The sequence below is a fragment of the Mycobacterium sp. E3251 genome (assembly GCF_001666835.1).
Lineage (GTDB): Bacteria > Actinomycetota > Actinomycetes > Mycobacteriales > Mycobacteriaceae > Mycobacterium.
Window position 1 is genome coordinate 30297 of record NZ_LZJF01000022.1, and the last position, 22074, is coordinate 52370.

The window sequence follows — 22074 nt, forward strand, 5'->3', positions numbered from 1 at the left end:
TTTCCGGCCCGTCCATATCGGGCCGCACACCCGGCGGAAACCATGACTAATCGGCTCGAACGTACGGTCCACGGCGCGCTGCGGGGCGGTAGTAGTGTCAGTCAAACATTGCCGGGAGACCAGATGAACGATGCGGGATTGCGCACTAACAAGCGTCAGCGTGGCCATCGCGCCGTCGAACTGCACGTCGCGGCACGCCTGGAGAACTTGGCGATGCTGCGGACGCTGGTCGGTGCGATCGGCACCTTCGAGGACCTGGACTTCGACGCCGTCGCGGATCTGCGGCTTGCGGTCGACGAAGTGTGCACCCGGCTGATCCGCTGCGCGACCCCCGACGCGACCCTCGTCGTGGTGGTGGACCCGCAGGACGACCAGTTGGTGGTAGAGGCCTCGGCGGCGTGTGACACCCACGACGTTGTCGCCCCGGGCAGCTTCAGCTGGCACGTGCTGACGTCCCTGGCCGACGACGTCCAGACTTTCCACGATGGTCGCGAGCCCAACCAAACCGGCAGCGTTTTCGGCATCACGCTGACGGCGCGACGGGCGGCCTCCAGCAGGTGACACCACCAGCTGCCGGCGGTTCGGTCTCGCGCCCGAACGAGTACGCCGATGTCCCGGACATGTTCCGAGAGCTGGCCGCGGTCGACGGCGACTCGATGGAATTCCAGCGTCAACGGGACAAGATCGTCGAGCGCTGCCTGCCCCTGGCCGATCACATCGCCCGCCGGTTCGAGGGCCGCGGCGAACCGCGCGACGACCTCGTCCAGGTGGCGCGTGTGGGGCTGGTCAACGCGGTGGTGCGGTTCGACGTCGACGCCGGTTCCGACTTCGTGTCCTTCGCGGTGCCCACGATCATGGGCGAGGTCCGCCGCCACTTTCGCGACAACAGCTGGTCGGTCAAGGTGCCGCGGCGCCTGAAGGAACTGCACCTGCGTCTCGGCACCGCCACCGCGGATCTGTCCCAACGACTCGGCCGGGCTCCCACCGCGACCGAACTGGCCGCCGAACTCGACATGGACCGCGACGAGGTCGTCGAGGGTCTGGTGGCGGGCAGCTCCTACAACACCCTGTCCATCGACAGCGGCGGCGGCAGTGAAGAGGACGAGGCCCGCGCGATCGCCGACACCCTGGGCGATGTGGATACCGGCCTGGACCGGATCGAGGATCAGGAGTCGCTGCGCCCGCTGCTGGAGGCCCTGCCCGAGCGGGAGCGAACCGTGTTGGTGCTCAGGTTCTTCGAGTCGATGACGCAGACCCAGATCGCCGAGCGGGTCGGCATCTCCCAGATGCACGTGTCCCGGCTGCTGGCGAAGTCGCTAACGCGGCTGCGTGACCAACTGCAATAGGGACGGCGGCTCTTCGCCCTCCGCTCGCAGCGATGCCAGAAGCGGCTCGGCCGCGGGCGTCGTCACCGGGAGCGTGCCGTCGGGGTCGCAGATGCGCAGCAACCGAGCCACCGCCGGGCTGGGCGCCATCGCCCAATAGGCCTGGGCGCCCGAGCAGGCGACATTGATCCGGTGTAGCGCCGAAAAGCCTGCTGTGCCAATGAATTTCAGGCCGCGCAGATCCAGGATCACGCGCGGGGAACGAGCGACGACGTGTCGGACGTAGGCGGCGAGCTGGTCGGCGTTGGCGGCGTCGAGCTCGCCGTCCACCGTGACCAGGGTCCCCGATGGGTCCCAGCGCGCGGTGAACTGCGCCGCGCGGCTGTGCTGCCAAGATTGGGCCACAGACATTACTGACTCCATCCGTAGAGCAGTTGTGCTGCGGAAAACGTCAGGCGTGGATCGAAGCGGAAAGACAGGGAGTTCGCCTTCCCCGCGCCATTTGACGTGATCCGGACGGCTGTGAACTCAACCTGACCCGAACGCTACCCGCGCCAGACCTGGTCGACAACTGTTTCCCAGGATTACTGTCCGTGGGCTATTTGATCTCGGCGAGCACCGTGCCCTGGGTGATGGCGGCGCCGGCCTCGACCGCAAGTCCGGTGATGACACCGTCCTTGTGCGCGGTGACCGGGTTCTCCATCTTCATCGCCTCGAGGACCACGACCAGGTCGCCAGTAGCGACCTCCTGTCCCTCCTCGACCGCGACCTTGACCACGGTGCCCTGCATGGGGGCGGTGACGGCGTCCCCGGAGGCGGCGGCACCCCCGTGCGACCCGCGCTTGCGCGGCTTGGGCTTCTTGCGGATGACGCCGGCCGGATCCGCGGAGCCGTTGGACAGCGCCAGGTCGCCGGGCAGCGATACCTCGAGCCGGCGGCCGCCGACCTCCACGACCACCGTCTGGCGGGGCCGGGCGTCTTCCTCATCGAGGGGCTCGCCGGCGGTGAAGGGCTCGATGGTGTTGTTCCACTCGGTCTCGATCCACCGGGTGTGCACCGAGAAGCTGTCGCCGTCGCCGATGAAAGCGGGGTCGGACACCACGGCGCGGTGGAACGGGATGACGGTGGCCAGCCCTTCGACGTGGAATTCAGAAAGGGCACGGCGGGAGCGGGCCAGGGCTTCTTCGCGGGTGGCGCCGTAGACGATCAGCTTGGCCAGCATCGAGTCGAACTGACCGCCGATCACCGAACCGGCCTCCACGCCGGAGTCCAGGCGGACGCCGGGACCGCTGGGAGTGTCGTAGCGGGTGACCGGACCGGGCGCCGGCAGGAAGCCACGTCCGGCATCCTCGCCGTTGATCCGGAACTCGATGGCGTGGCCGCGCGGGGTGGGGTCCTCGGTGAGGTCCAGCTTTTCGCCGTTGGCGATCTTGAACTGCTGCAACACCAGGTCGATTCCGGAGGTCTCCTCGGTGACCGGGTGCTCGACCTGCAGGCGGGTGTTGACCTCCAGGAACGAGATCAGGCCGTCCTGGCCGACCAGGTACTCGACCGTGCCGGCGCCGTAGTAGTGCGCCTCCTTGCAGATGCGCTTGGCCGACTCGTGGATCTCCTTGCGCTGCGCGTCGGTGAGGAACGGCGCGGGCGCCTCCTCGACCAGCTTCTGGAAGCGGCGCTGCAGCGAGCAGTCGCGGGTGCCGGCCACAATGACGTTGCCGTGCTGGTCGGCGATCACCTGCGCCTCGACGTGGCGGGGCTTGTCCAGGTAGCGCTCGACGAAGCACTCGCCGCGGCCGAAGGCGGCGACGGCTTCGCGCACCGCCGACTCGTACAGGTGCGGGATCTCCTCGATGGTGCGCGCCACCTTCATGCCGCGGCCGCCGCCGCCGAAGGCCGCCTTGATGGCGATCGGGACGCCGTACTCCTCGGCGAAGGCCACCACCTCGTCGGCGTCCTTGACCGGGTCGGGGGTGCCCGGCACCAGCGGAGCCTGGGCGCGGGCGGCGATGTGGCGGGCGGTGACCTTGTCACCGAGGTCGCGGATCGACTGGGGGCTCGGACCGATCCATATCAGGCCGGCGTCGATGACCGCCTGCGCGAAATCGGCGTTCTCCGAAAGGAACCCGTAGCCGGGGTGGACGGCGTTGGCGCCCGACTTGGCCGCCGCGTCGAGGAGCTTGCCGATGTCCAGGTAGGACTCGGCGGAGGTCTGCCCGCCCAGGGCGAACGCCTCGTCGGCGAGCCGCACGTGCGGGGCATCGGCATCGGGCTCGGCGTAGACCGCCACGCTGGGCAGGCCCGCATCGCGGGCCGCGCGGATCACCCGGACAGCGATCTCGCCGCGGTTGGCGACAAGCACTTTGGAGATCCTCGAGCTGGCGTGACTAGCCACTGCGCCTCCTGTTTGGCAGATCTGAAGCGGACGTGTTTCCGCCTTGGGCTTCTTTAAGAGAGTTTCTTACAACTCTTGGGAAGTCTAAGCGCCGCGCCGTCGGGCCGATCAGGCGGTGCCGGAATTTTGGGCCGACTCGCGCAGTCGCCGCTTGATGCGGGCGAGCATCGCCGACATGCCGCGCAGCCGCAACGGGCTGATCAGCGCGGCCAAGCCCAGGTCGGTGTAGAAATCCTCGGGCACCGCCAAGATCTCGGCCGCGGGCTGCTCGTCGAGACCGGCGGCCAGGATCGACGCGAACCCCCGGGTGGTCGGCGCCTCGGCGGGCGCGCTGAAGTGCAACCGCACCCGGTTCGGGTCGCGGGCATCGACGTGCAGGAAGAGCGGGGTCTGGCACTCGGGCACCGGCTCCATGGCCTGCTCTTCCAGCTCGGGGGGCAGGGCGGGCAGGTCGTTGGCGAATTCCAGCAGCAGCGTCAGCTTGTCCTGGCCCTGGACTTCGGCGAAGTCGGAGACCACCTCGGCCAACGGGGCGGGCAGGGTCATCGGACCGGCACGGCCCCCGGCTCTTCACCGGCGACGATCGGCGTGCGCACGGTGTTGCCCCATTCGGTCCACGATCCGTCGTAGTTGCGCACCCCGGGCTTGCCCAGCAGGTACGTGAGCACGAACCAGGTGTGGCTGGACCGCTCACCGATGCGGCAGTACACGACGGTCTTGTCCTCGGGGTCGATGAAGTCGTAGAGCTCCTCGAGCTCCTCGCGGCTGCGGAATCGCCCGCTCTCGTCGACCGCTTTGGCCCACGGGATGGACCGGGCGGTGGGGATGTGGCCGCCGCGCAGCACGCCCTCCTCGGGGTAGTCGGGCATGTGCGTGCGCTTGCCGGTGTATTCGTCCGGCGAGCGCACGTCGATCAGCGGCTGGCTGCCCAGGATGGCCAGGACGTCGTCCTTGAAGGCCCGGATGGGTTCGTCGTTGCGCGCGACGACGGGATAGCCGGTGGAGGTCTTGGTGGGGACGTCCAGGGTGGTCTCCCGGCGCTCGGCCAGCCACAGGTCGCGTCCGCCGTTGAGCAGCCGCACATCGGGGTGGCCGAACAACGTGAAGACCCACAGGGCGTACGCGGCCCACCAGTTGCTCTTGTCGCCGTAGATCACCACGGTGTCGTCGCGCGAGATGCCTTTCCGGTCCATCAATTCGGCGAACTGCTCGCCGTTGATGTAGTCGCGGACCCTCGGGTCGTTGAGGTCGGTGTGCCAGTCGATCTTGACCGCGCCGGGAATATGGCCGACGTCGTAGAGCAAGACGTCCTCGTCGGATTCGACGATCGCCAGGCCGGGCGTGCCCTGATGGGCGGACAGCCAGTCGGCGGTGACCAGCCGTTCGGGGTGGGCGTAGGCCGTCAGAGTCGGGCTTGGATCCGGGGGTAATGCCACGCCTGAAAGCCTACCGTCAGTGCCGCAACGGCCATCGGGTCAGTGCTTGCGGACCACCCGCTCGGGAACGCCGGGATTCCAGATGGTGATGTCCAGGTGGCCGTCGCGGACCTCGACCGCCGACGCCCCGGTGATGTCGGCGCCGAGCAGATCGAATCGCTGCTCGCGCAGGTCCAATCCGGTCTCGGAGAACAGCGTCTCGGCGAAGCGGCGGTGCACCGCGCCGTAGGGAACGACCCGGGCCAGGCCCCAGAGCTTCGCGTCGCCGTCGGTCACCTCGGTGTCGACGGTCGCGGTGTGCAGACAGAACCTCGGGTCGCGCGCCAGATCGAGGAACTTGGTGGTGGCCGGCATCCCGGGCAGCCACAACTGCTCCTCGAAGATCCGCGGCTCCATCGGGCTGATCCGGGGGAACCCGTCAGAGCGCAGGGTTGCCAGCATGCACAGATTGCCGCTGGCGTGATGGCGACGGGCGAAGATGCTGGCAATGCGCGGCGCTTGGGCGGTGAACTCGGTCCACGTGGTCATGGCTTGACCCTAGGGTTTCCGCCGAACCCGCAATTTTGCGGAAAGTGTGCGAGTGGGCGCCTGCGATTCACCGGCTCCGCGCGGGCACCCACAGCGCCGTCACCGACAACCCGGCCCGCTGCAACATGGACCGCAGCAGCGGCAGGCTCACCCCGATCACGTTCGACGGGTCGCCGTCGATCGCGTCGACGAACCAGCCGCCGAGCCCGTCGAGGGTGAACCCGCCGGCCACGTGCAGCGGCTCCCCGCTGGCGACATAGGCCCGCAGGTCAGCCACCGGGGGATCGGCGAAATGCACTGTGGTGCAAGCAGATTCGACCTCGCGATGGGTGACTGCGCCGCCGGCCAGCCGCAGCAGACAGTGCCCGGTGTGCAGCCGGCCCGACCGGCCACCCATGCGGTGCCACTGGGCCAGCGCCTCATCGGCCGACCCGGGCTTGCCGCACAGTTCGCCGTCCAGGTAGAGCATCGAATCGCAGCCGACGACAACGCAATCGGCGGCGACGCCACCGTCCAGCTCGTCCGCCACGCGCTCGGCCTTGGCCGCCGCCAGGGCACACACCACCTCAGCGGGCGCGGCGTCGGGCCCCAGCTCGGCGACGAGGGCGTCTTCGTCCACGCCGGAGACCACGACCAGCGGATCGATGCCGGCCTGGCGCAGCACCCGCAGGCGGCCCGACGAGGCCGACCCGAGGACCAGCCGGGTCAATGCTTCATGTGCGTCATTTGCTGCATGGTGAGCCGCTGGTAGTTGGACATCGCGAACCGCAGCCGGTCCACCGGCAGGCCCCAGCGGGTGGGCTCGGGCTCGGTGGGCTCGGGGACGCCGCCGCCGACGACGCCCAGCGCGGTGACCAGCGCGGCCAGCTCCTCGTCGGTGGGGTGACCCTTGAGGATATGGAGGTGCGGCTCGTGTGGCTGGTGCGCGGCTTCGGTTGTCTCAGAACCGTTTTCGCTGCTCATGTCCTGACTCCCGTCGCTCATAGCGGGATGTTCCCGTGCTTCTTGGGGGGCAGGTGCGCGATCTTTCGTTCCAGCAGCCGCAGCGCCGTGCCGATGTAGCCGCGGGTGTGCGACGGCGGGATGACCGCGTCGACGTAGCCCCGCTCGGCGGCGACGTAGGGGTTGACCAAGGTGTCCTCGTACTCCTGCTGCAGCTCCAGCCGCAGGGCGTCGACGTCCTTGCCCTCCTTGGCCGCCTCGGCCAGCTGCTTGCGGTAGACGAAGCCGACGGCCCCGGAGGCGCCCATCACGGCGATCTGCGCGGTCGGCCAGGCGATGTTGACGTCGCAGCCCATGTCCTTGGAGCCCATGACGCAGTACGCGCCGCCGTAGGCCTTGCGGGTGATGACGGTGATCTTCGGGACGGTGGCCTCGCCGTAGGCGTAGAGCAGCTTGGCGCCGCGCCGGATGATGCCGTTGTATTCCTGGCCGGTGCCCGGCAGGAAGCCCGGGACGTCCACCAGCATGATGATCGGGATGTTGAAGCAGTCGCAGGTCCGCACGAACCGGGCCGCCTTCTCCGAGGCGTTGATGTCCAGGCACCCGGCGAACTGCGTGGGCTGGTTGGCGACGATCCCGACCGGCCGGCCCTCGATGCGGCCGAAGCCGACGACGATGTTGGTGGCGTAGCCGTTCTGGATCTCCAGGAACTCGTCGTCGTCGAGGATCCGGGTGATCACCTCGTGCATGTCGTACGGCTGGTTGGCCGAGTCCGGGATCAGCGTGTCCAGCTCGAGGTCCTCCTCGGTGAGGTTGTCCTCGATGGCGCCCTCGGGGACGGGCTCGGCGTAGCGCGGCGCGTCGGTGGCGTTGTTGGGCGGCAGGTAGCTCAGCAGGTCGCGCACCCAGTCGAAGGCGTCCTGCTCGCCCGAGGCGACGTAGTGCAGCGTGCCGGACTTGGCCATGTGGGTGTGGGCGCCGCCGAGTTCCTCCATCGTGACGTCCTCGCCGGTGACGGTCTTGATGACGTCCGGGCCGGTGATGAACATCTGGCTGGTCTGGTCGACCATCACCACGAAGTCGGTCAGGGCAGGGGAGTAGACGTGTCCACCGGCGGCGGCACCCATGATCAGGGAGATCTGCGGGATGACGCCGGAGGCCAGGATGTTGTTCCGGAAGATCTTGCTGTACAGGCCGAGCGAGACGACGCCCTCCTGGATGCGCGCGCCGGCGCCGTCGTTGATGCCGATCAGCGGCCGGCCGGTCTTGATCGCCAGCTCCTGCACCTTGACGATCTTCTCGCCGTACACCTCGCCGAGGCTGCCGCCGAACACCGTGGCGTCCTGGCTGAAGATGCACACGTCGCGGCCGTCGATGGTGCCGTAGCCGGTGATCACGCCGTCGCCGAGCGGGCGGTTGTTCTCCAGGCCGAAGTTCTTGCTGCGGTGCCGCGCCAGCGCGTCGAGTTCGACGAACGAGTCCTCGTCGAGCAGGGCGAGGATGCGCTCACGGGCGGTCAGCTTGCCCTTGGCGTGCACCTTCTCGACGGCCTCTTCGCCCACCGGGTGCAGCGACTCTTCCCGGCGCTTGTGCAGCTCGGCCAGCTTGCCCGCGGTGGTGTGGATGTCGATGGTGTGCTCGGCGGCGGGCTCTGCGGTATGAGCTGAGGAGTCGGTAACGCTTGTCATGGGAGTCGAGCTTAGCGGCGGGCTAGTCTCCGCTGATGGACTGGGCGACCGAATGCGATGTGCTCGTAGCCGGGTCGGGCGGCGGCGGGGTCACCGGTGCCTACACCGCGGCGCGCGAGGGCCTGGACGTGTTGCTGGTGGAGGCGACGTCGAAATTCGGTGGGACCACCGCCTACTCCGGTGGGGGCGGCGTCTGGTTCCCGTGCAACCCGGTGCTGTTACGGGCCGGGGTCGACGACACGATCGAGGACGCGCTCACCTACTACCACGCCGTCGTCGGCGACCGCACCCCCCGGGAACTGCAGGAAACGTATGTCCGCGGCGGCGCCCGGCTGATCGAGTACCTGGAGGCCGACCCCCTGCTGAAGTTCGTGCCGTTGCCCTGGCCTGACTACTACGGCAAAGCGCCGAAGGCGCGGCTGGACGGCCAGCGCCACATCGCCGCGAAGCCCTGGAAGGTGGCCGCCGCTCCCGAACTGCGGGAGGTGATCCGCGGGCCGCTCGACACCGACCGGCTCGGCGCCGAACCGCCCTCCGACTACTACCTCGGCGGTCGCGCGCTGATCGCGCGGTTCCTCAAAGCCATCGGCCAATACCCGAACGCGGCACTGCGGCGCGACACCGCCCTGGTCGAGCTCGTCCTGTCCGACGGGGCGGTGACCGGAGCGATCGTGGAGAGCCGCGGAGAGCGGCTTGCCATCCGCGCCCGGCTGGGCGTGCTGCTGGCCGCCGGTGGCTTCGAGAACAACGACGAGCTGCGGCGCCGATACGGGGTGCCGGGCGCGGCCCGAGACACCATGGGCGGCCCGGGAAGTCGGGGACTGGCGCTGCAGGCCGGCATCGCCGCGGGCGCCGACACCGACCTGCTGGATCAGGCGTGGTGGTCGCCGGGCATGACACACCCGGACGGCCGGTCCGCGTTCGCGCTCTGGTTCACCGGTGGCATCTTCGTCAACCAGGACGGCAACCGGTTCGTCAACGAATCCCGGGCGTACGACCGGGCCGGCCGCGAGATCATCGCGCAACTGCAGGACGGGTCGATCACGTTGCCGTACTGGATGATCTACGACGACACCGACGGCGAGGTGCCGCCGGTCAAGGCCGCCAACGTCTCCATCGTCGAGACGCAGAAGTACGTCGCCGCCGGCCTGTGGCATACCGCGGACACGCTGGAGGAACTGGCCGACAAGATCGGTGTCCCGGGGCGGCAGCTGGCGGCAACGGTGGCCCGGTTCAACGGTTTTGCCGCGTCCGGCGTCGACGAGGATTTCGGCAGGGGTGACGAGGCTTTCGACCGGGCATTCTCGAGGGGCGCCTCACCCCTGGTGCCCATCGATCGCCCGCCGTATCACGCCGCGGCCTTTGGCATTTCGGATCTGGGCACCAAGGGCGGCCTGCGCACCGACGCCGCCGCCCGGGTGCTCGACACGTCCGGTCACCCCATCCCCGGTTTGTACGCCGCCGGCAACACGATGGCCGCGCCCAGCGGCACCGCCTATCCCGGCGGCGGCAACCCGATCGGCACCAGCATGCTGTTCAGCCATCTGGCCGTCTTAGACATGCGGGACACGAGCCGCCCGCGCCCCTGAGTTCTAGGCTGGGTCCAGTGACAGACCGAGACCAGCCCAGGGCACCGCTGGACCAGGCCGCGCTGCGCGCCGAACTGATCGGCACCGGACTTGGCTGGCGCCGGCTCGACGTCGTCGAACAGACGGGCTCCACGAACGCCGATCTGCTCGCGCGAGCGGCGTCGGGGGCCGACGTGGCCGGGGCGGTGCTGATCGCCGAGCACCAGACGGCGGGCCGCGGGCGGCACGGCCGCGGCTGGTCGGCCACCCCGCGGACCCAGATCACGATGTCGGTCGGCGTGAGCATCGTCGACGTGCCGACCGCCGGCTGGGGCTGGTTGCCCCTGGCCACCGGGGTGGCGGTGGTCGACACGGTGGCCCCGCTGCTCGGCGGGGTTCCGGTGGGACTCAAGTGGCCCAACGACGTGCTGGCGGGCGCCCCCGAATCCCAGGGCAAGCTGGCCGGCATCCTCGCCGAGGTGGCGCGGCCGGTGGTGGTAATCGGCTTGGGGCTCAACGTGTTTCAGGCGCCCGACGGCATCGAGGGGGCCACCTCGCTGCTCGACCTGGGCGTGCGGGCTCCCGACCGCACCCTGCTGGTGTGCGGGCTGTTGTCCGAGCTCGGCCGGCGGATCGTGGCGTGGCGCGCCGCGCGCGGGGCGGACTGGGCGCTGGCGGCCGACTACCGGGCGCGCAGCCTGACCATCGGGCACCGGGTGCGGGCCCACCTGCCCGGCGGCAAGGAAGTGGTCGGGGACGCGAGCGCCGTCGACGACCAGGGCCGGCTGTGCATCGACACGGGGGAAGAGACCGTCGTCGTCTCGGCGGGCGACGTCGTGCATTTGCGCTAGTTATCCGGCCCGCCGCGGCTAATGTCGGCGAGCATGAGCTATCCGGATAACGTCCTGGCCGCGGGCGAGCAGGTCATCGTCCACCGCCACCCGCACTGGAAGCGGTTGATCTGGCCCGTCGTGGCCCTGCTGCTGGCGACCGCGCTGGCGTCGTTCGGGTCCGGATACCTGAACTCGACGCATTGGGACCAGCTGGCCAAGAACATCATCTACGGCGTCATCTGGGGCATTTGGCTGGTGATCGTCGGCTGGCTGACGCTGTGGCCGTTCCTGAGCTGGCTGACCACCCATTTCGTGGTGACGAACCGGCGGGTGATGTTTCGGCACGGGGTACTCACCCGCACCGGAATCGATATCCCCCTGGCGCGGATCAACAGCGTGGAATTCCGCGACCGGATCACCGAGCGAATGTTTCGCACCGGGACGCTGATTATCGAATCGGCGTCACAGGATCCGTTGGAGTTCTACGACATTCCGCGCCTGCGCGAGGTGCACGCGCTGCTGTATCACGAAGTTTTCGACACCCTGGGTTCGGAAGAGTCGCCCAGCTGACCCAGCCGGCCCGCCCGGTTGCGCCAGGCGCGCAGCGGCGTGACGTTCCCGCCCTCGATCTCGTCCTCGAGCATCTCGGCGATACCGCCGGCGGTGAGGGCGGATTCCAGCGCCTTGTCGGGGTTGCGCGCGAACTCGTCGGGGAACACCCAGCGCCGGAACGCCCAGAAGCGGAAGGCCATCTGCAGCAGGTTGCCGATGATGTAGGCCGAGATGAAGTCGGCGATGTTCTCCACGGTCAGCGAGACCATCGGCTCCCGCAGCTGCAGGACGTAGCTGGAGAACCACAGCGGCGCCATGGACAGCAGCACCCCCACGCCGCTGAAGGCGAAGAACAGCAGCGCCTCGTGGTGGCGTTCCCGGCCGCCACGGTCGCGGAAGCTCCACTCGCGGTTCAACACGTAGGACGCGATGACCGCGACGATGCCGGCGATGACCTTCGCGGTCACCGGCTTGGAGTCCAGAATTGTCAGCTTCAGCGTGTAGAAAATCGCCGAGTCGATCACGAACGTTGTTCCGCCGACGATGGCGAATTTGATCAGTTCGTGGTGGCGCAGCAAATAGGGCTGAATAAACCCGGGCATGCGCTCGATTGCGGCGTCGGCGAAGGGCACAAGTCGTCAGTGTACGGACGGACACAAAATCGACGCAAAATCGTACATAACGATTCGGTGTCACCGCCGGTCAACACGCCGCCCGCGCCGTGACACCATGATGGCCGTGCCGAATACACGCCCACCCGGGGCCGCCCACACGAACCCGCCGTTGGTCGCCATGGTCGGCGGCGGCCAGCTGGCCCGGATGACCCATCAGGCCGCGATCCCCCTCGGGCAGACGCTGCGGGTGCTGGCGACCGCGGCCGACGAGCCGGCCGCGCAGGTCACCCCGGACGTCGTGATCGGTTCGCACACCGAGCTGGAAGACCTGCGCCGGGTCGCCGCCGGCGCACATGTGCTGACGTTCGACCACGAGCATGTGCCGGGCGAGCTGCTGGACAAGCTGGTCGCCGAGGGCGTCAACGTCGCCCCGCCGCCGCAGGCGCTGGTGCACGCGCAGGACAAGCTGGTCATGCGACGGCGTCTGGAGGCCCTCGGCGTTCCCGTGCCCCGCTACGCGGAAATCCGGAGCGTCGACGAACTCGATGGCTTCGCGCAGCGCATCGCCGGCCCCGTGGTCGTCAAAGCGGTCCGCGGCGGCTACGACGGGCGTGGGGTGCGGATGGCACGCGACCCGCTGCACGCCCGAGAGATCGCGGCCGGCTTCCTGGCGGATGACGTACCGGTGATGGCCGAGGAGCAGGTGAGTCTGCACCGCGAATTGTCGGCGCTGGTGGCGCGCTCACCGTTCGGCCAGGGCGCGGCGTGGCCGGTCGTCGAGACGGTGCAACGGGACGGCATCTGCGTGCAGGTGATCGCGCCCGCGCCCGGGCTGGCCGCCGAGTCGGCCGCCGCCGCCCAGCGGCTGGCGTTGCGCCTGGCCGCCGAGCTGGGTGTGGTCGGGGTGCTCGCGGTCGAGCTCTTCGAGACCACCGGCGGGGAGCTGCTCGTCAACGAGCTGGCGATGCGGCCGCACAACTCCGGGCACTGGACCATGGACGGTGCGCGCACCAGTCAGTTCGAACAGCATCTGCGCGCGGTGCTCGACTACCCGCTGGGCGACACCGACGCCATCGCGCCGGTGACGTTGATGGCCAACGTGCTCGGCGCCGCGGAGCGGCCCGCGATGACGATCGACGAGCGGTTGCACCACCTGTTCGCGCGGATGCCCGACGCCCGGGTGCACCTGTACGGCAAGGAGGAACGGCCCGGCCGCAAGGTCGGCCACATCAATTTCCTGGGCAGCGACATGGCGGAGGTGGCCGCGCTGCGGACGCGTGCCGAGTTGGCGGCACACTGGTTGTCGCACGGGCAGTGGACGGACGGATGGGATCCGCATGACTAAAGCGCGCGTGGGCGTGATCATGGGCAGCGACAGCGACTGGTCGGTGATGTCCGACGCCGCGGCGGCCCTGGCCGAGTTCGACGTACCGGCCGAGGTTCGCGTCGTCTCCGCGCACCGCACGCCGCAGGTGATGTTCGACTACGCGCGCGGCGCGGCCGACCGCGGCATCGAGGTGATCATCGCGGGCGCCGGCGGCGCCGCGCACCTGCCCGGGATGGTCGCGTCCGCGACGCCGCTGCCGGTGATCGGGGTGCCGGTTCCGCTGGCGCGCCTGGACGGCCTGGACTCGCTGCTGTCGATCGTGCAGATGCCCGCGGGCGTCCCGGTGGCCACGGTCTCGATCGGCGGCGCGCGCAACGCGGGCCTGCTGGCCGTGCGCATCCTCGGCTCCTCCGACCCGGCGCTGCGGGCCCGCATCGTCGAGTTCCAAGACCAGCTGGCCGAGAGCGTGCGCGCCAAGGATGAGGCGCTACAACAGCTGCACGGTAAAGTTACCGGTGAGTAGCAAGGAGGCTTGAGATGGCTGGTTGGGCCGGAGACCCGTCGTTCGATTTGTTCCAGTTGCCCGAGGAGCACCAGGAGCTGCGGGCGGCGATCCGCGCGCTGGCGGAGAAGGAGATCGCCCCGCACGCCGCCGACGTGGACGAGAATTCGCGCTTCCCGGACGAGGCGCTGGAGGCGCTGAACGCGTCGGGCTTCAACGCGGTCCACGTCCCCGAGGAGTACGGCGGTCAGGGCGCGGATTCCGTCGCGGCGTGCATCGTGATCGAGGAGGTCGCCCGCGTCGACGCTTCGGCGTCGCTGATCCCCGCCGTGAACAAGCTGGGCACCATGGGGCTGATCCTGCGGGGCTCCGACGAGCTGAAGAAGCAGGTGCTGCCGTCCATCGCCGACGGCACCGCGATGGCGTCTTACGCGCTGAGCGAGCGGGAGGCCGGCAGCGACGCGGCCTCGATGCGCACCCGGGCCAAGGCCGACGGCGACGACTGGATTCTCAACGGCGCCAAGTGCTGGATCACCAACGGCGGCAAGTCGAGTTGGTACACCGTCATGGCGGTCACCGACCCGGACAAGGGCGCCAACGGCATCTCCTCGTTCATGGTGCACGCCGATGACGAGGGGTTCACCGTCGGTCCCAAAGAGAAGAAGCTCGGCATCAAGGGCTCGCCGACCACCGAGCTGTACTTCGAGAACTGCCGCATCCCGGGCGACCGGATCATCGGTGAGCCGGGCACCGGTTTCAAGACCGCGCTGGCGACGCTGGACCACACCCGGCCCACCATCGGCGCCCAGGCTGTCGGCATCGCGCAGGGCGCACTGGACGCCGCCATCGCCTACACCAAGGACCGCAAGCAGTTCGGCCGCCCGGTCAGCGACAACCAGGGTGTGCAGTTCATGCTCGCCGACATGGCCATGAAGCTGGAGTCCGCCCGGCTGATGGTGTACCACGCGGCCGCCCGCGCGGAGCGCGGTGAATCCAACCTGGGCTTCATCTCCGCGGCGTCCAAGTGCTGGGCCTCCGACGTGGCGATGGAGGTGACCACCGACGCGGTGCAGCTCTTCGGCGGCGCCGGCTACACCGTCGACTTCCCGGTCGAGCGGATGATGCGCGACGCCAAGATCACCCAGATCTACGAGGGCACGAATCAGATTCAGCGCGTTGTCATGTCGCGGGCGCTGCTGCGCTGACCGCGACGCTAGGATCTCTCAGGGCTGCCATACGGGGTGGTGGGGCCACACGTAGAGTCGTGCGAATGGGTCTGACCGTGGGGGTCTCAGGATGACCGGGAATTGATGCCCGTGCGTGCACCAGTGACCCCGGCGGCGACTTGGCAGTCATTGTCGTTGCTCTTGGTCGAGGACGACCGCGCCGACGCCGTGCTGGTGGAAGACCTGATCGCCGACGCGGTCGCCGACATCCGGGTGGTGTGGGCACAGTCGATGGCCCACGCCGAGCGCGAGCTCGCCTCGGCCCGGCCCGACTGCGTGCTGCTGGACCTGCACCTGCCCGACGCCAACGGCATCGACGCGCTGGACCGCATCGCCAAGCACGACGCCACGGTCCCCATCGTCGTGCTGACCGGGCTGAACGACGAATACTTCGGCGCTTCGGCGGTCGCCGCCGGCGCCCAGGACTATTTGGTGAAGGGCCGGGTCGAGCCCGAGATGCTGCGGCGCGCGCTGCTGTACGCGATCGAGCGCAAGCGCGCCGAGCTGATCGCAGCCGACCTGCACGCGACCCAGCTGAGGGCACGGGAGAACGCCCTGCTGGAACGCGGCCTGCTGCCCTCCCCGCTGCTGCTGGACAACCCGGGCGTCGACATCGTCGCCCGGTACCGGCCGAGCCGCGAGGACGCGCTGCTGTGTGGGGACTTCTACGACGTGGTCCAGACGCCCGACCGGGTCGTCCACGTCCTGATCGGCGACGTCGCGGGGCACGGTCCACACGAGGCAGCCCTGGGCGCGGCGCTGCGCATCGCCTTCCGCGCGCTCACCTTCGCCGGCGTGCACGGGGTCGAGCTGATGCGGCAGCTCGAGCGGGTGCTGCACTCCGAGCGAACGGGCACAGGCGTTTTCGCGACCGTGCTCAGCCTGGAGATCCCGGCGGACAGCCCGCGCATCACGGTCATCCGCGCCGGCCATCCCGGGATGCTGTTGCAGTACGACGGCAACGTGGAATGGGTGGAGCCGCCGGGCGGTCCCGCGCTGGGCCTGCGCGCCGACGATGACTGGCCGCGGCACGAGATGGAGTTTCCCGCGGGCCATGGCCTGCTGCTGCTGACCGACGGCCTGTTCGAGGGATATTCGGGGCGAGGCATCCAGCGCCTCGGCGAGGACGGTCTGCTGGAGCTGGCCCGGGCGCACGCGAACCGGCCGGGTCCGGAGTTCGTCGACGCGCTCATCGACGGCGCCCAGGAACTCGCCCAGTCGCACGGCGGGCTCACCGACGACATCGCCGTGTTGCGGGTCGAAAGGACCACCACGTGACCCCGAGGTTGCGTCGCCTGCGTCTGTCGCAGCTCACCGTGCGTGGCTGGCAGGCCCTCGTCCTGGTCAGCATGGGCGTGATGGTGCTCGCCGGCGCCGTCGTCGGCGCGCTGTTGCTGGACCGCACCGACGAGATGACGCACGAGCTCCTGGACAATATCCAGCCGGCGCGGGTGGCGGCCTTCCAGTTGCAGGCCGCGCTGCGCGACCAGGAGACGGGCATCCGGGGCTATCTGATCGCCGGGGACCGGCAATTCCTCACGCCGTACTACGACGGGCAGCACGCCGAACGTGCCGCGGTGGAAGAGATCCGGCGCCGTCTGAGTGAGCGTCCGGACCTCATCGGCGACCTGGACGCGATCGAGAACGCCGCGGCCAAGTGGCGGGCCAGCTATGCCGAACCGGCCATCGGCACCGTGCTGCCGAACGGGAAGAACGTCACGAGCAAACCGTCGGCGGAGCGCGGCAAGGCCGAATTCGACCATCTGCGAGGGCTTTTCGACAGTCAGAACGCGAACCTGGCCGCCGCGCGGGTGAGTGCCGCGGGCGAACTCCAGCGCGTCGATGCCTGGCGCGACAGGGCGTTCGGCGCCATGGTGTTGCTGTTCTTCGTCACGGCCGGGCTGCTGGGGTTCCTGATCCGGGACACCGTCGCGCGTCCACTCGCCGCGCTGGCCGCGGCGTGCCGGCGGATCACCGAGGGCAACTTCGAGGAGAGCATCGCAGCGCCGAAGCGGCCCAAAGACGTTCGCGGCATGGCGATCGACGTGGAGAACATGCGCAAGCGCATGGTCGACGAGCTCGAGACATCGCGTACCGCCCAGGCGCAGCTGGACGAGCAGGCGGCCGAATTGCGCCGGTCCAACACCGAACTCGAGCAGTTCGCCTACGTCGCGTCGCATGACCTGCAGGAGCCGCTGCGCAAGGTCGCCTCGTTCTGCCAGCTGCTGGAGCGGCGATACGGCGACAAGCTCGACGAGCGCGGCATCGAATACATCGGATTCGCGGTCGACGGGGCCAAACGGATGCAGGCGTTGATCAACGACCTGCTTACCTTTTCGCGCGTCGGCCGGCTTGGCGCCACGGAGACCGACGTGGACCTCGACACGGCGCTGGATTCCGGCCTGGCCAACCTGGCCACCTCGATCGAAGAGTCGGACGCCGAAATCGTGCGCCCCGACGCGCTTCCGCGGATCAAGGGCGACCCCATGTTGCTGACGATGCTGTGGCAGAACCTCATCGGCAACGCGGTGAAGTTCCGGCACAAAGACCGCAGGCCCCGCGTCGTCATCGAGTGCGCGCCGGGCACCGGTATCCACGACGGCGAATGGCTGATCACCGTGTCGGACAACGGCATCGGCATCCCGGCCGAGTTCGCCGACAAGGTCTTCGTCATCTTCCAACGCCTGCACGGTCGCGACGTGTACGCCGGGACCGGCGTCGGTCTCGCGTTGGTCAAGAAGATCGTCGAGCACCATGGCGGCACCATCCGGATCGACCCGACCCGCACCGAAGGGACGCGGTTCGAGTTCACGCTGCCCATGCCCGAGCCCGCCGGCGAAGCAGACTCAGACGCTTTGGAAGGAGCGCATCAATGACATCGGAAGGCAGAGCGATCGACATCCTGCTCGTCGAGGACGACCCAGGGGACGAACTCATCACGCGAGAAGCGTTCGAGCACAACAAACTCAAGAACCGGCTCCATGTGGCGCACGACGGTGAGGAAGGCCTCGACTACCTCTACCAGCGCGGTAAGTTCGAGGATGCGCCGCGGCCCGACCTCATCCTGCTGGACCTGAACCTGCCGAAGTACGACGGCCGCCAGCTGCTGGAGAAGGTCAAGTCCGACCCGGACCTGGCCCGCATCCCGGTCGTGGTGCTCACCACCTCCTCGGCCGAGGAGGACATCCTGCGCAGCTACAAGCTGCACGCCAACGCCTACGTCACCAAGCCGGTCGACCTGGACCAGTTCATGAAGGCGGTCCGGCAGATCGACGAGTTCTTCGTCCAGGTGGTGCGCCTACCCAGCCTATAAGGCTATGGCGCGCCGAGAAACTCCTCGTTGTGCTGCCCGGGCGCGGGCGGGGGATCGGTGGCCGCCGCGTCGAAGCTCGCGTAGCGCGCCGGCATGCGGACCACCGTGACCGCCTCGTCACCGTCGCCCACCCGCAAGGCGAGCTCGTTCTCCCCGAACAGCGGGGTGTCCACCACCTGCTTCCAGGTGTAGGCCAGGCAGGCCATCAGTCCGCCTTGCTGAAGCAGCTCAACCCATTCGGCCGCGGTCTTGGCGGCCAGCGCAGACTCGAGTTCCTCGGTCAATTCGGGGTAATTCATTGCGCGCGAACGCTGATCGATGAACCGCTCGTCGGTCAGCAGCTCCGGCCGCCCGATGATCTGACACAGCTTCGCCCAATGCTTGGGCACGTACGCGCTGATCACCAGGTACCCGTCGGCGGCTTTGAACGCGTCGGATGGTTGGGTGGCGAAGCCAACTCCCTTGCGCTTCTTGGCTTTCGGTGTGGCGTCGGGTTTGGGCGCGGCGCTGGGCTTGTTCAGATGGATGGTGAGCTGGCCGGCCTGCAAGTTGACGGCGACGTCGTACATGGCGACGCGCACCACGTCCGCAACGCCATGGCGCTCCCGATTTAGCAGCGCGGCCAGCACCGCCTGAGCCAGCACGTGACCGCTGGCGGCGTCGACGAGCTGGAACGGGATGATCTGCGGTTTGCCGGTGGGGGTCGGCATTCCGGTGGTCATGCCCGACTCGGCCGCGACCATCAGGTCGACACCCGGCCTGCTGCCGTGCGGGCCGTTGCCGCCATAGGCCGAAAGCCGCGCGTAGACGAGCCTGGGGTTGCGGGCGCGCAACTCGTCGGGGCCCAGGCCCATCCGTTCCATCACGCCGGGGCGGAACCCTTCCAGCACGACGTCGGCGGTGTCGACGAGCCGCAGGATCTGTTGTTTGGCTTCGTCGTTGGTGAGGTCGACCGCCACCGACTTCTTGCCCCGGTTGTGCGGCAGGAACAGCGTGGGCAGCGGCGGGCGCCCGGGCAGGACCGCGGTGATCTGCCGGGCCGCCTCACCCAGGGGCGCCTCGACCTTGATCACCTCGGCGCCCAGGTCGGCCAGCACCTGGCCGGCCAACGGCCCGGCGATGTTCTGGGTGAAATCGAGTACCCGGAACCCGTCAAGCGGCTTGGCGGGCGTGCTGTCTGCCATGGGTGGCCTTCCTCAACGGGCCGTGTGCAACTCCGCGATGCAGTAGTAGTTCTCGGCGAACGGCGCACCGGGTTCGGTGCGCTGCAAAGGTAACCCGTTGTCGGCCAACAGCTGATTCAGGGGTGTGCGAACCGCGCGCCAGCCGTGCCGCTCCAGGTACGTCGCCGCGTCGTTGCGCTCGCCAGGGAAGCCGAGGTCGCCGAGCGCGATGTCCAGGCCGTTGTCGCGCCACTTCTGGCTCGCGGCGTTCAGCGCGTCCCCGTTGGTGCCGGAGTTGATGAAGACCTCGGCCACCAGCCGGCTGCCGTCGGCGCTGAGTGCGGTGATGTCGTCGAGCAGCCGGTCCTGCGCCTCGGGCGGCAGGAAGCCGAGCAGGCCCTCGGCGGCCCAGGCGGCGGGCAGGGCGGGGTTGAATCCGGTGTCGCGCAGGGCCGACGGCCAGTCGTGGCGCAGGTCGACCGGGACGGCGCGGACTTCGGCCGCGGGCTCGGCGCCGAGCTCGGCGATGGTGGCCGTCTTGAATTCGATGACTTGCGGCTGGTCGATCTCGAACACCGTGGTGCCCGCCGCCCACGGGAGCCGGTAGGCGCGCGCGTCCAGGCCGGACGCCAGGATCACCACCTGGCGGAGGCCGGCCGCGCCCGCCTCGGCGAAGAACGCGTCGATGTAGCGCGTGCGGGCGGCCAGCATGTCGGTCATGCGCTGCATGCCCCACGGGGCGCCGGGCTCGTCGACGTTGGCCGAGCTCAATTCGCCCGCGGCCCACCGCGTCATGAACTCCACGCCGACCGCGCGCACCAGCGGCTCGGCGAACGGGTCGTCGATCAACCCGTCGCGGGTGGCCCGGGCCCGCCCGGCCGCCACCATGGTGGCGGTGGCTCCCACGCTCGTGGCCAGGTCCCAGCTGTCGTTGTCGGTGCGCGTCATCGGCAATGCCCTTTCCGTCTAGTCGTTAACCAGAGTAACGATGGTGACCAAAGACCCCGGTCCGTAGTGGCGTTGCGCCCTTATCCCGGGCCGGGTCGCGCGACAGCATCGATGTGTGAAACTTCTCCGGCGCGCGGGTTTGGAAGCTCGGTCGCTGTTTCTCTATGCTCGGTCGGGCGGATTGGGGTGGCTACCGCCCGGGCGGATCCTGCCCGTGGTGCGCGCCCTCGACCGCTACGGACTGCTGGGGGCGGCGCCGACCATCGCCGCCGGGCGAGACCGTGCCGGGTTGGCGCTGATCGACGAGCGCGGGCCCGTGACGTTCGGTGAGCTGGAGGAGCGGACCAACGCGTTGGCCAACGAGTGGCGACGGCGCGGGCTCGGCCCGGGCGCCGGCGTGGCCATCCTGGCCGGCAACCACCGCGGCTTCCTGGAGGCCGTCTTCGCCGCCGGGAAGTGCGGCGCGACCGTCCTGCTGCTCAACACCGGCTTCGGGCCGACGCAGTTCGCCGAGACGCTGGCCCGCGAGGGCGCCGACCTGCTGGTGTACGACGAGGAATACAGCGCCGTGGTCGGGGACGTCCGGCCGAGGTTGGGCCGGATCCGGGCCTGGACGGATGCGCCCGCTCCCGACACCCTGGACGCGCTGATCGAGCGCGGCGACCCCGGCCCGCCGCCCCCGTCGGGCGGGCGGCCCAAGATCGTCATCGCGACCAGTGGGACGACGGGAACCCCCAAGGGCGCCGCGCGTTCCGAGCCCCACTCGCTGATACCGGTCGGCGGTCTGCTCGGCAAGGTCCCGTTCCGCGGCCGGGAAGTCACGGAATGCTGTGTGCCGCTGCTTCATTCGATGGGTTTCAGCCACGCGATGTACGCGATGGTGCTGGGTTCGACGCTGGTGCTGCGCCGCGAATTCGACGCCCGGCAGGCGCTGGCCAGCGTGGCCGCGCACCGGGCCAGCGCCATGATCGTCGTGCCGATCATGTTGCGGCGCATCCTCGATCTCGGGCCGGCCGTCATGGCCGAGCACGACCTGTCGTCGCTGCGCATCGTGTTCGTCGGCGGTTCCCAGCTCGGCGCGGCGCTGGCCACCCGGGCGCTCGACGCGCTGGGCCCGGTGGTCTACAACATGTACGGGTCCACCGAGGTCGCCTACGCCACCATCGCCACGCCCGCCGATCTGACCGCCGCGCCGGGCTGCGTGGGTGGGGTGGTCCCCGGCTCGGTCGTCAAGATCTTCGGCGACGACGGCCGCGAGTTACCGCCGGGCACGCCGGGGCGGATTTTCGTGGGCAACGTGCTGACCTTCCAGGGATACACCGATGGCGCGACCAAGGAGTCGATCGAGGGCCTGATGTCCACCGGCGACATCGGCCATTTCGATGCCGGCGGCAGGCTCTTCATCGACGGGCGAGACGACGAGATGATCGTCTCCGGCGGGGAGAACGTGTACCCCGGCGAGGTCGAAGAGGCGCTCGCGCAGCATCCCGGCATCCTCGACGCCGCCGTGGTCGGCGTCGACGACGAGGAGTTCGGGCAGCGGTTGCGCGCCTACATCGTGGTCCGGCCCGGTGCGGCGCTGACCGAACACGACGTCCGGGAATACGTGCGGAACCGGTTGGCGCGCTTCAAGATTCCCCGCGACGTGCTGTTCGTCGACGAACTGCCCCGCAATGCCGGCGGCAAGGTGCTCAAGCGGGTGCTGACCAGCGGCTGA

Annotated in this window: 23 protein-coding genes; 12 read left to right on the forward strand and 11 right to left on the reverse strand. The window is 69.2% G+C overall.

The genetic code is table 11. From position 1 onward, the window contains the following. The first annotated feature begins 123 nt into the window (after positions 1-123). Positions 124-561, forward strand: coding sequence for an ATP-binding protein (locus tag A5697_RS03085; protein ID WP_055405180.1), 438 nt, complete (start codon positions 124-126; stop codon positions 559-561). Next, a complete protein-coding gene (locus tag A5697_RS03090; protein WP_067946450.1) occupies positions 558-1346 on the forward strand; it encodes an RNA polymerase sigma factor SigF in 789 nt (262 codons plus the stop codon). Before A5697_RS03085 ends, A5697_RS03090 begins: the two co-directional genes overlap by 4 nt. Here the strand turns inward: A5697_RS03090 and A5697_RS03095 are convergent. The 8 genes from A5697_RS03095 to A5697_RS03130 all read right to left on the reverse strand — a co-directional run bounded on the left by A5697_RS03095 (position 1317) and on the right by A5697_RS03130 (position 8311). Continuing rightward, positions 1317-1748 carry an STAS domain-containing protein gene (locus A5697_RS03095; protein WP_067946448.1) on the reverse strand — a complete coding sequence of 144 codons (432 nt, stop codon included), beginning with the start codon at positions 1746-1748 and terminating at the stop codon, positions 1317-1319. The two genes, A5697_RS03090 and A5697_RS03095, sit on opposite strands and share 30 nt — an antisense overlap. A gap of 175 nt (positions 1749-1923) precedes the next feature. After that, entirely contained in the window at positions 1924-3717 is a 1794-nt protein-coding gene (locus tag A5697_RS03100) for an acetyl/propionyl/methylcrotonyl-CoA carboxylase subunit alpha (RefSeq protein WP_067946446.1), read from the reverse strand. A gap of 108 nt (positions 3718-3825) precedes the next feature. Continuing rightward, positions 3826-4263: a SufE family protein gene (locus A5697_RS03105; protein ID WP_067946443.1), complete on the reverse strand. Its 438-nt coding sequence runs from the start codon at positions 4261-4263 to the stop codon at positions 3826-3828. Next, a complete protein-coding gene (locus tag A5697_RS03110) occupies positions 4260-5153 on the reverse strand; it encodes a sulfurtransferase (RefSeq protein ID WP_067946441.1) in 894 nt (297 codons plus the stop codon). Before A5697_RS03110 ends, A5697_RS03105 begins: the two co-directional genes overlap by 4 nt. 39 nt (positions 5154-5192) lie before the next feature. Next, the gene (locus A5697_RS03115) at positions 5193-5681 is read right to left on the reverse strand and encodes a pyridoxamine 5'-phosphate oxidase family protein (protein ID WP_067946439.1); all 489 of its coding nucleotides are present in this window, start codon (positions 5679-5681) and stop codon (positions 5193-5195) included. Between the two features lie 67 nt (positions 5682-5748). Continuing rightward, on the reverse strand, positions 5749-6390 hold the full coding sequence (locus tag A5697_RS03120; RefSeq protein WP_068007911.1) for a nucleoside triphosphate pyrophosphatase: 642 nt from the start codon (positions 6388-6390) through the stop codon (positions 5749-5751). Then, complete coding sequence (locus A5697_RS03125; protein WP_067946435.1) at positions 6387-6665, reverse strand: acyl-CoA carboxylase subunit epsilon; 279 nt, start codon at positions 6663-6665, stop codon at positions 6387-6389. Before A5697_RS03125 ends, A5697_RS03120 begins: the two co-directional genes overlap by 4 nt. Next, positions 6662-8311: an acyl-CoA carboxylase subunit beta gene (locus tag A5697_RS03130; RefSeq protein WP_068007912.1), complete on the reverse strand. Its 1650-nt coding sequence runs from the start codon at positions 8309-8311 to the stop codon at positions 6662-6664. The genes A5697_RS03125 and A5697_RS03130 overlap by 4 nt, the downstream gene beginning before the upstream one ends. A 35-nt stretch (positions 8312-8346) precedes the next feature. On the opposite strand from A5697_RS03130, the gene A5697_RS03135 reads away from it, so the two are divergent. Genes A5697_RS03135 through A5697_RS03145 form a run of 3 tightly spaced genes read left to right on the forward strand, consistent with a single transcriptional unit; the run spans position 8347 to position 11282 of the window. Further along, a complete protein-coding gene (locus A5697_RS03135) occupies positions 8347-9900 on the forward strand; it encodes an FAD-binding protein (protein ID WP_068007914.1) in 1554 nt (517 codons plus the stop codon). 17 nt (positions 9901-9917) lie between these two features. After that, positions 9918-10730 carry a biotin--[acetyl-CoA-carboxylase] ligase gene (locus A5697_RS03140; protein WP_068007915.1) on the forward strand — a complete coding sequence of 271 codons (813 nt, stop codon included), beginning with the start codon at positions 9918-9920 and terminating at the stop codon, positions 10728-10730. Positions 10731-10763: 33 nt separating this feature from the next. Then, entirely contained in the window at positions 10764-11282 is a 519-nt protein-coding gene (locus A5697_RS03145; protein WP_067946426.1) for a PH domain-containing protein, read from the forward strand. On the opposite strand, the gene A5697_RS03150 is transcribed toward A5697_RS03145, so the two are convergent. After that, entirely contained in the window at positions 11237-11896 is a 660-nt protein-coding gene (locus A5697_RS03150; protein ID WP_067946424.1) for a GtrA family protein, read from the reverse strand. The two genes, A5697_RS03145 and A5697_RS03150, sit on opposite strands and share 46 nt — an antisense overlap. Before the next feature lie 97 nt (positions 11897-11993). Here A5697_RS03150 and A5697_RS03155 point away from each other — a divergent pair, with 97 nt between their 5' ends. The 6 genes from A5697_RS03155 to A5697_RS03180 all read left to right on the forward strand — a co-directional run bounded on the left by A5697_RS03155 (position 11994) and on the right by A5697_RS03180 (position 18246). After that, positions 11994-13223 carry a 5-(carboxyamino)imidazole ribonucleotide synthase gene (locus A5697_RS03155; protein ID WP_082953216.1) on the forward strand — a complete coding sequence of 410 codons (1230 nt, stop codon included), beginning with the start codon at positions 11994-11996 and terminating at the stop codon, positions 13221-13223. Further along, positions 13216-13728 (forward strand): 5-(carboxyamino)imidazole ribonucleotide mutase, encoded by a 513-nt coding sequence (purE, locus tag A5697_RS03160; protein WP_068007920.1) that lies wholly within the window; start codon positions 13216-13218, stop codon positions 13726-13728. The genes A5697_RS03155 and purE overlap by 8 nt, the downstream gene beginning before the upstream one ends. 14 nt (positions 13729-13742) lie before the next feature. Continuing rightward, on the forward strand, positions 13743-14912 hold the full coding sequence (locus A5697_RS03165; protein ID WP_067946419.1) for an acyl-CoA dehydrogenase: 1170 nt from the start codon (positions 13743-13745) through the stop codon (positions 14910-14912). Between the two features lie 105 nt (positions 14913-15017). Beyond that, on the forward strand, positions 15018-16211 hold the full coding sequence (locus A5697_RS03170) for a PP2C family protein-serine/threonine phosphatase (RefSeq protein WP_068007924.1): 1194 nt from the start codon (positions 15018-15020) through the stop codon (positions 16209-16211). A 71-nt stretch (positions 16212-16282) separates the two neighbouring features. Continuing rightward, positions 16283-17809 (forward strand): CHASE3 domain-containing protein, encoded by a 1527-nt coding sequence (locus tag A5697_RS03175; protein ID WP_082953218.1) that lies wholly within the window; start codon positions 16283-16285, stop codon positions 17807-17809. After that, positions 17806-18246, forward strand: a complete 441-nt coding sequence (locus A5697_RS03180) for a response regulator (protein ID WP_068007929.1) — start codon at positions 17806-17808, stop codon at positions 18244-18246. Before A5697_RS03175 ends, A5697_RS03180 begins: the two co-directional genes overlap by 4 nt. Positions 18247-18248: 2 nt before the next feature. Here the strand turns inward: A5697_RS03180 and A5697_RS03185 are convergent, their stop codons facing one another. Both A5697_RS03185 and A5697_RS03190 read right to left on the reverse strand, forming a co-directional pair. After that, complete coding sequence (locus A5697_RS03185) at positions 18249-19430, reverse strand: CoA transferase (protein ID WP_068007931.1); 1182 nt, start codon at positions 19428-19430, stop codon at positions 18249-18251. A gap of 12 nt (positions 19431-19442) precedes the next feature. Then, positions 19443-20357: a class I SAM-dependent methyltransferase gene (locus A5697_RS03190; RefSeq protein WP_068007934.1), complete on the reverse strand. Its 915-nt coding sequence runs from the start codon at positions 20355-20357 to the stop codon at positions 19443-19445. Between the two features lie 82 nt (positions 20358-20439). Between A5697_RS03190 and A5697_RS03195 the strand changes: the two genes are divergently transcribed. Further along, positions 20440-22074 carry an AMP-binding protein gene (locus A5697_RS03195; protein WP_369806048.1) on the forward strand — a complete coding sequence of 545 codons (1635 nt, stop codon included), beginning with the start codon at positions 20440-20442 and terminating at the stop codon, positions 22072-22074.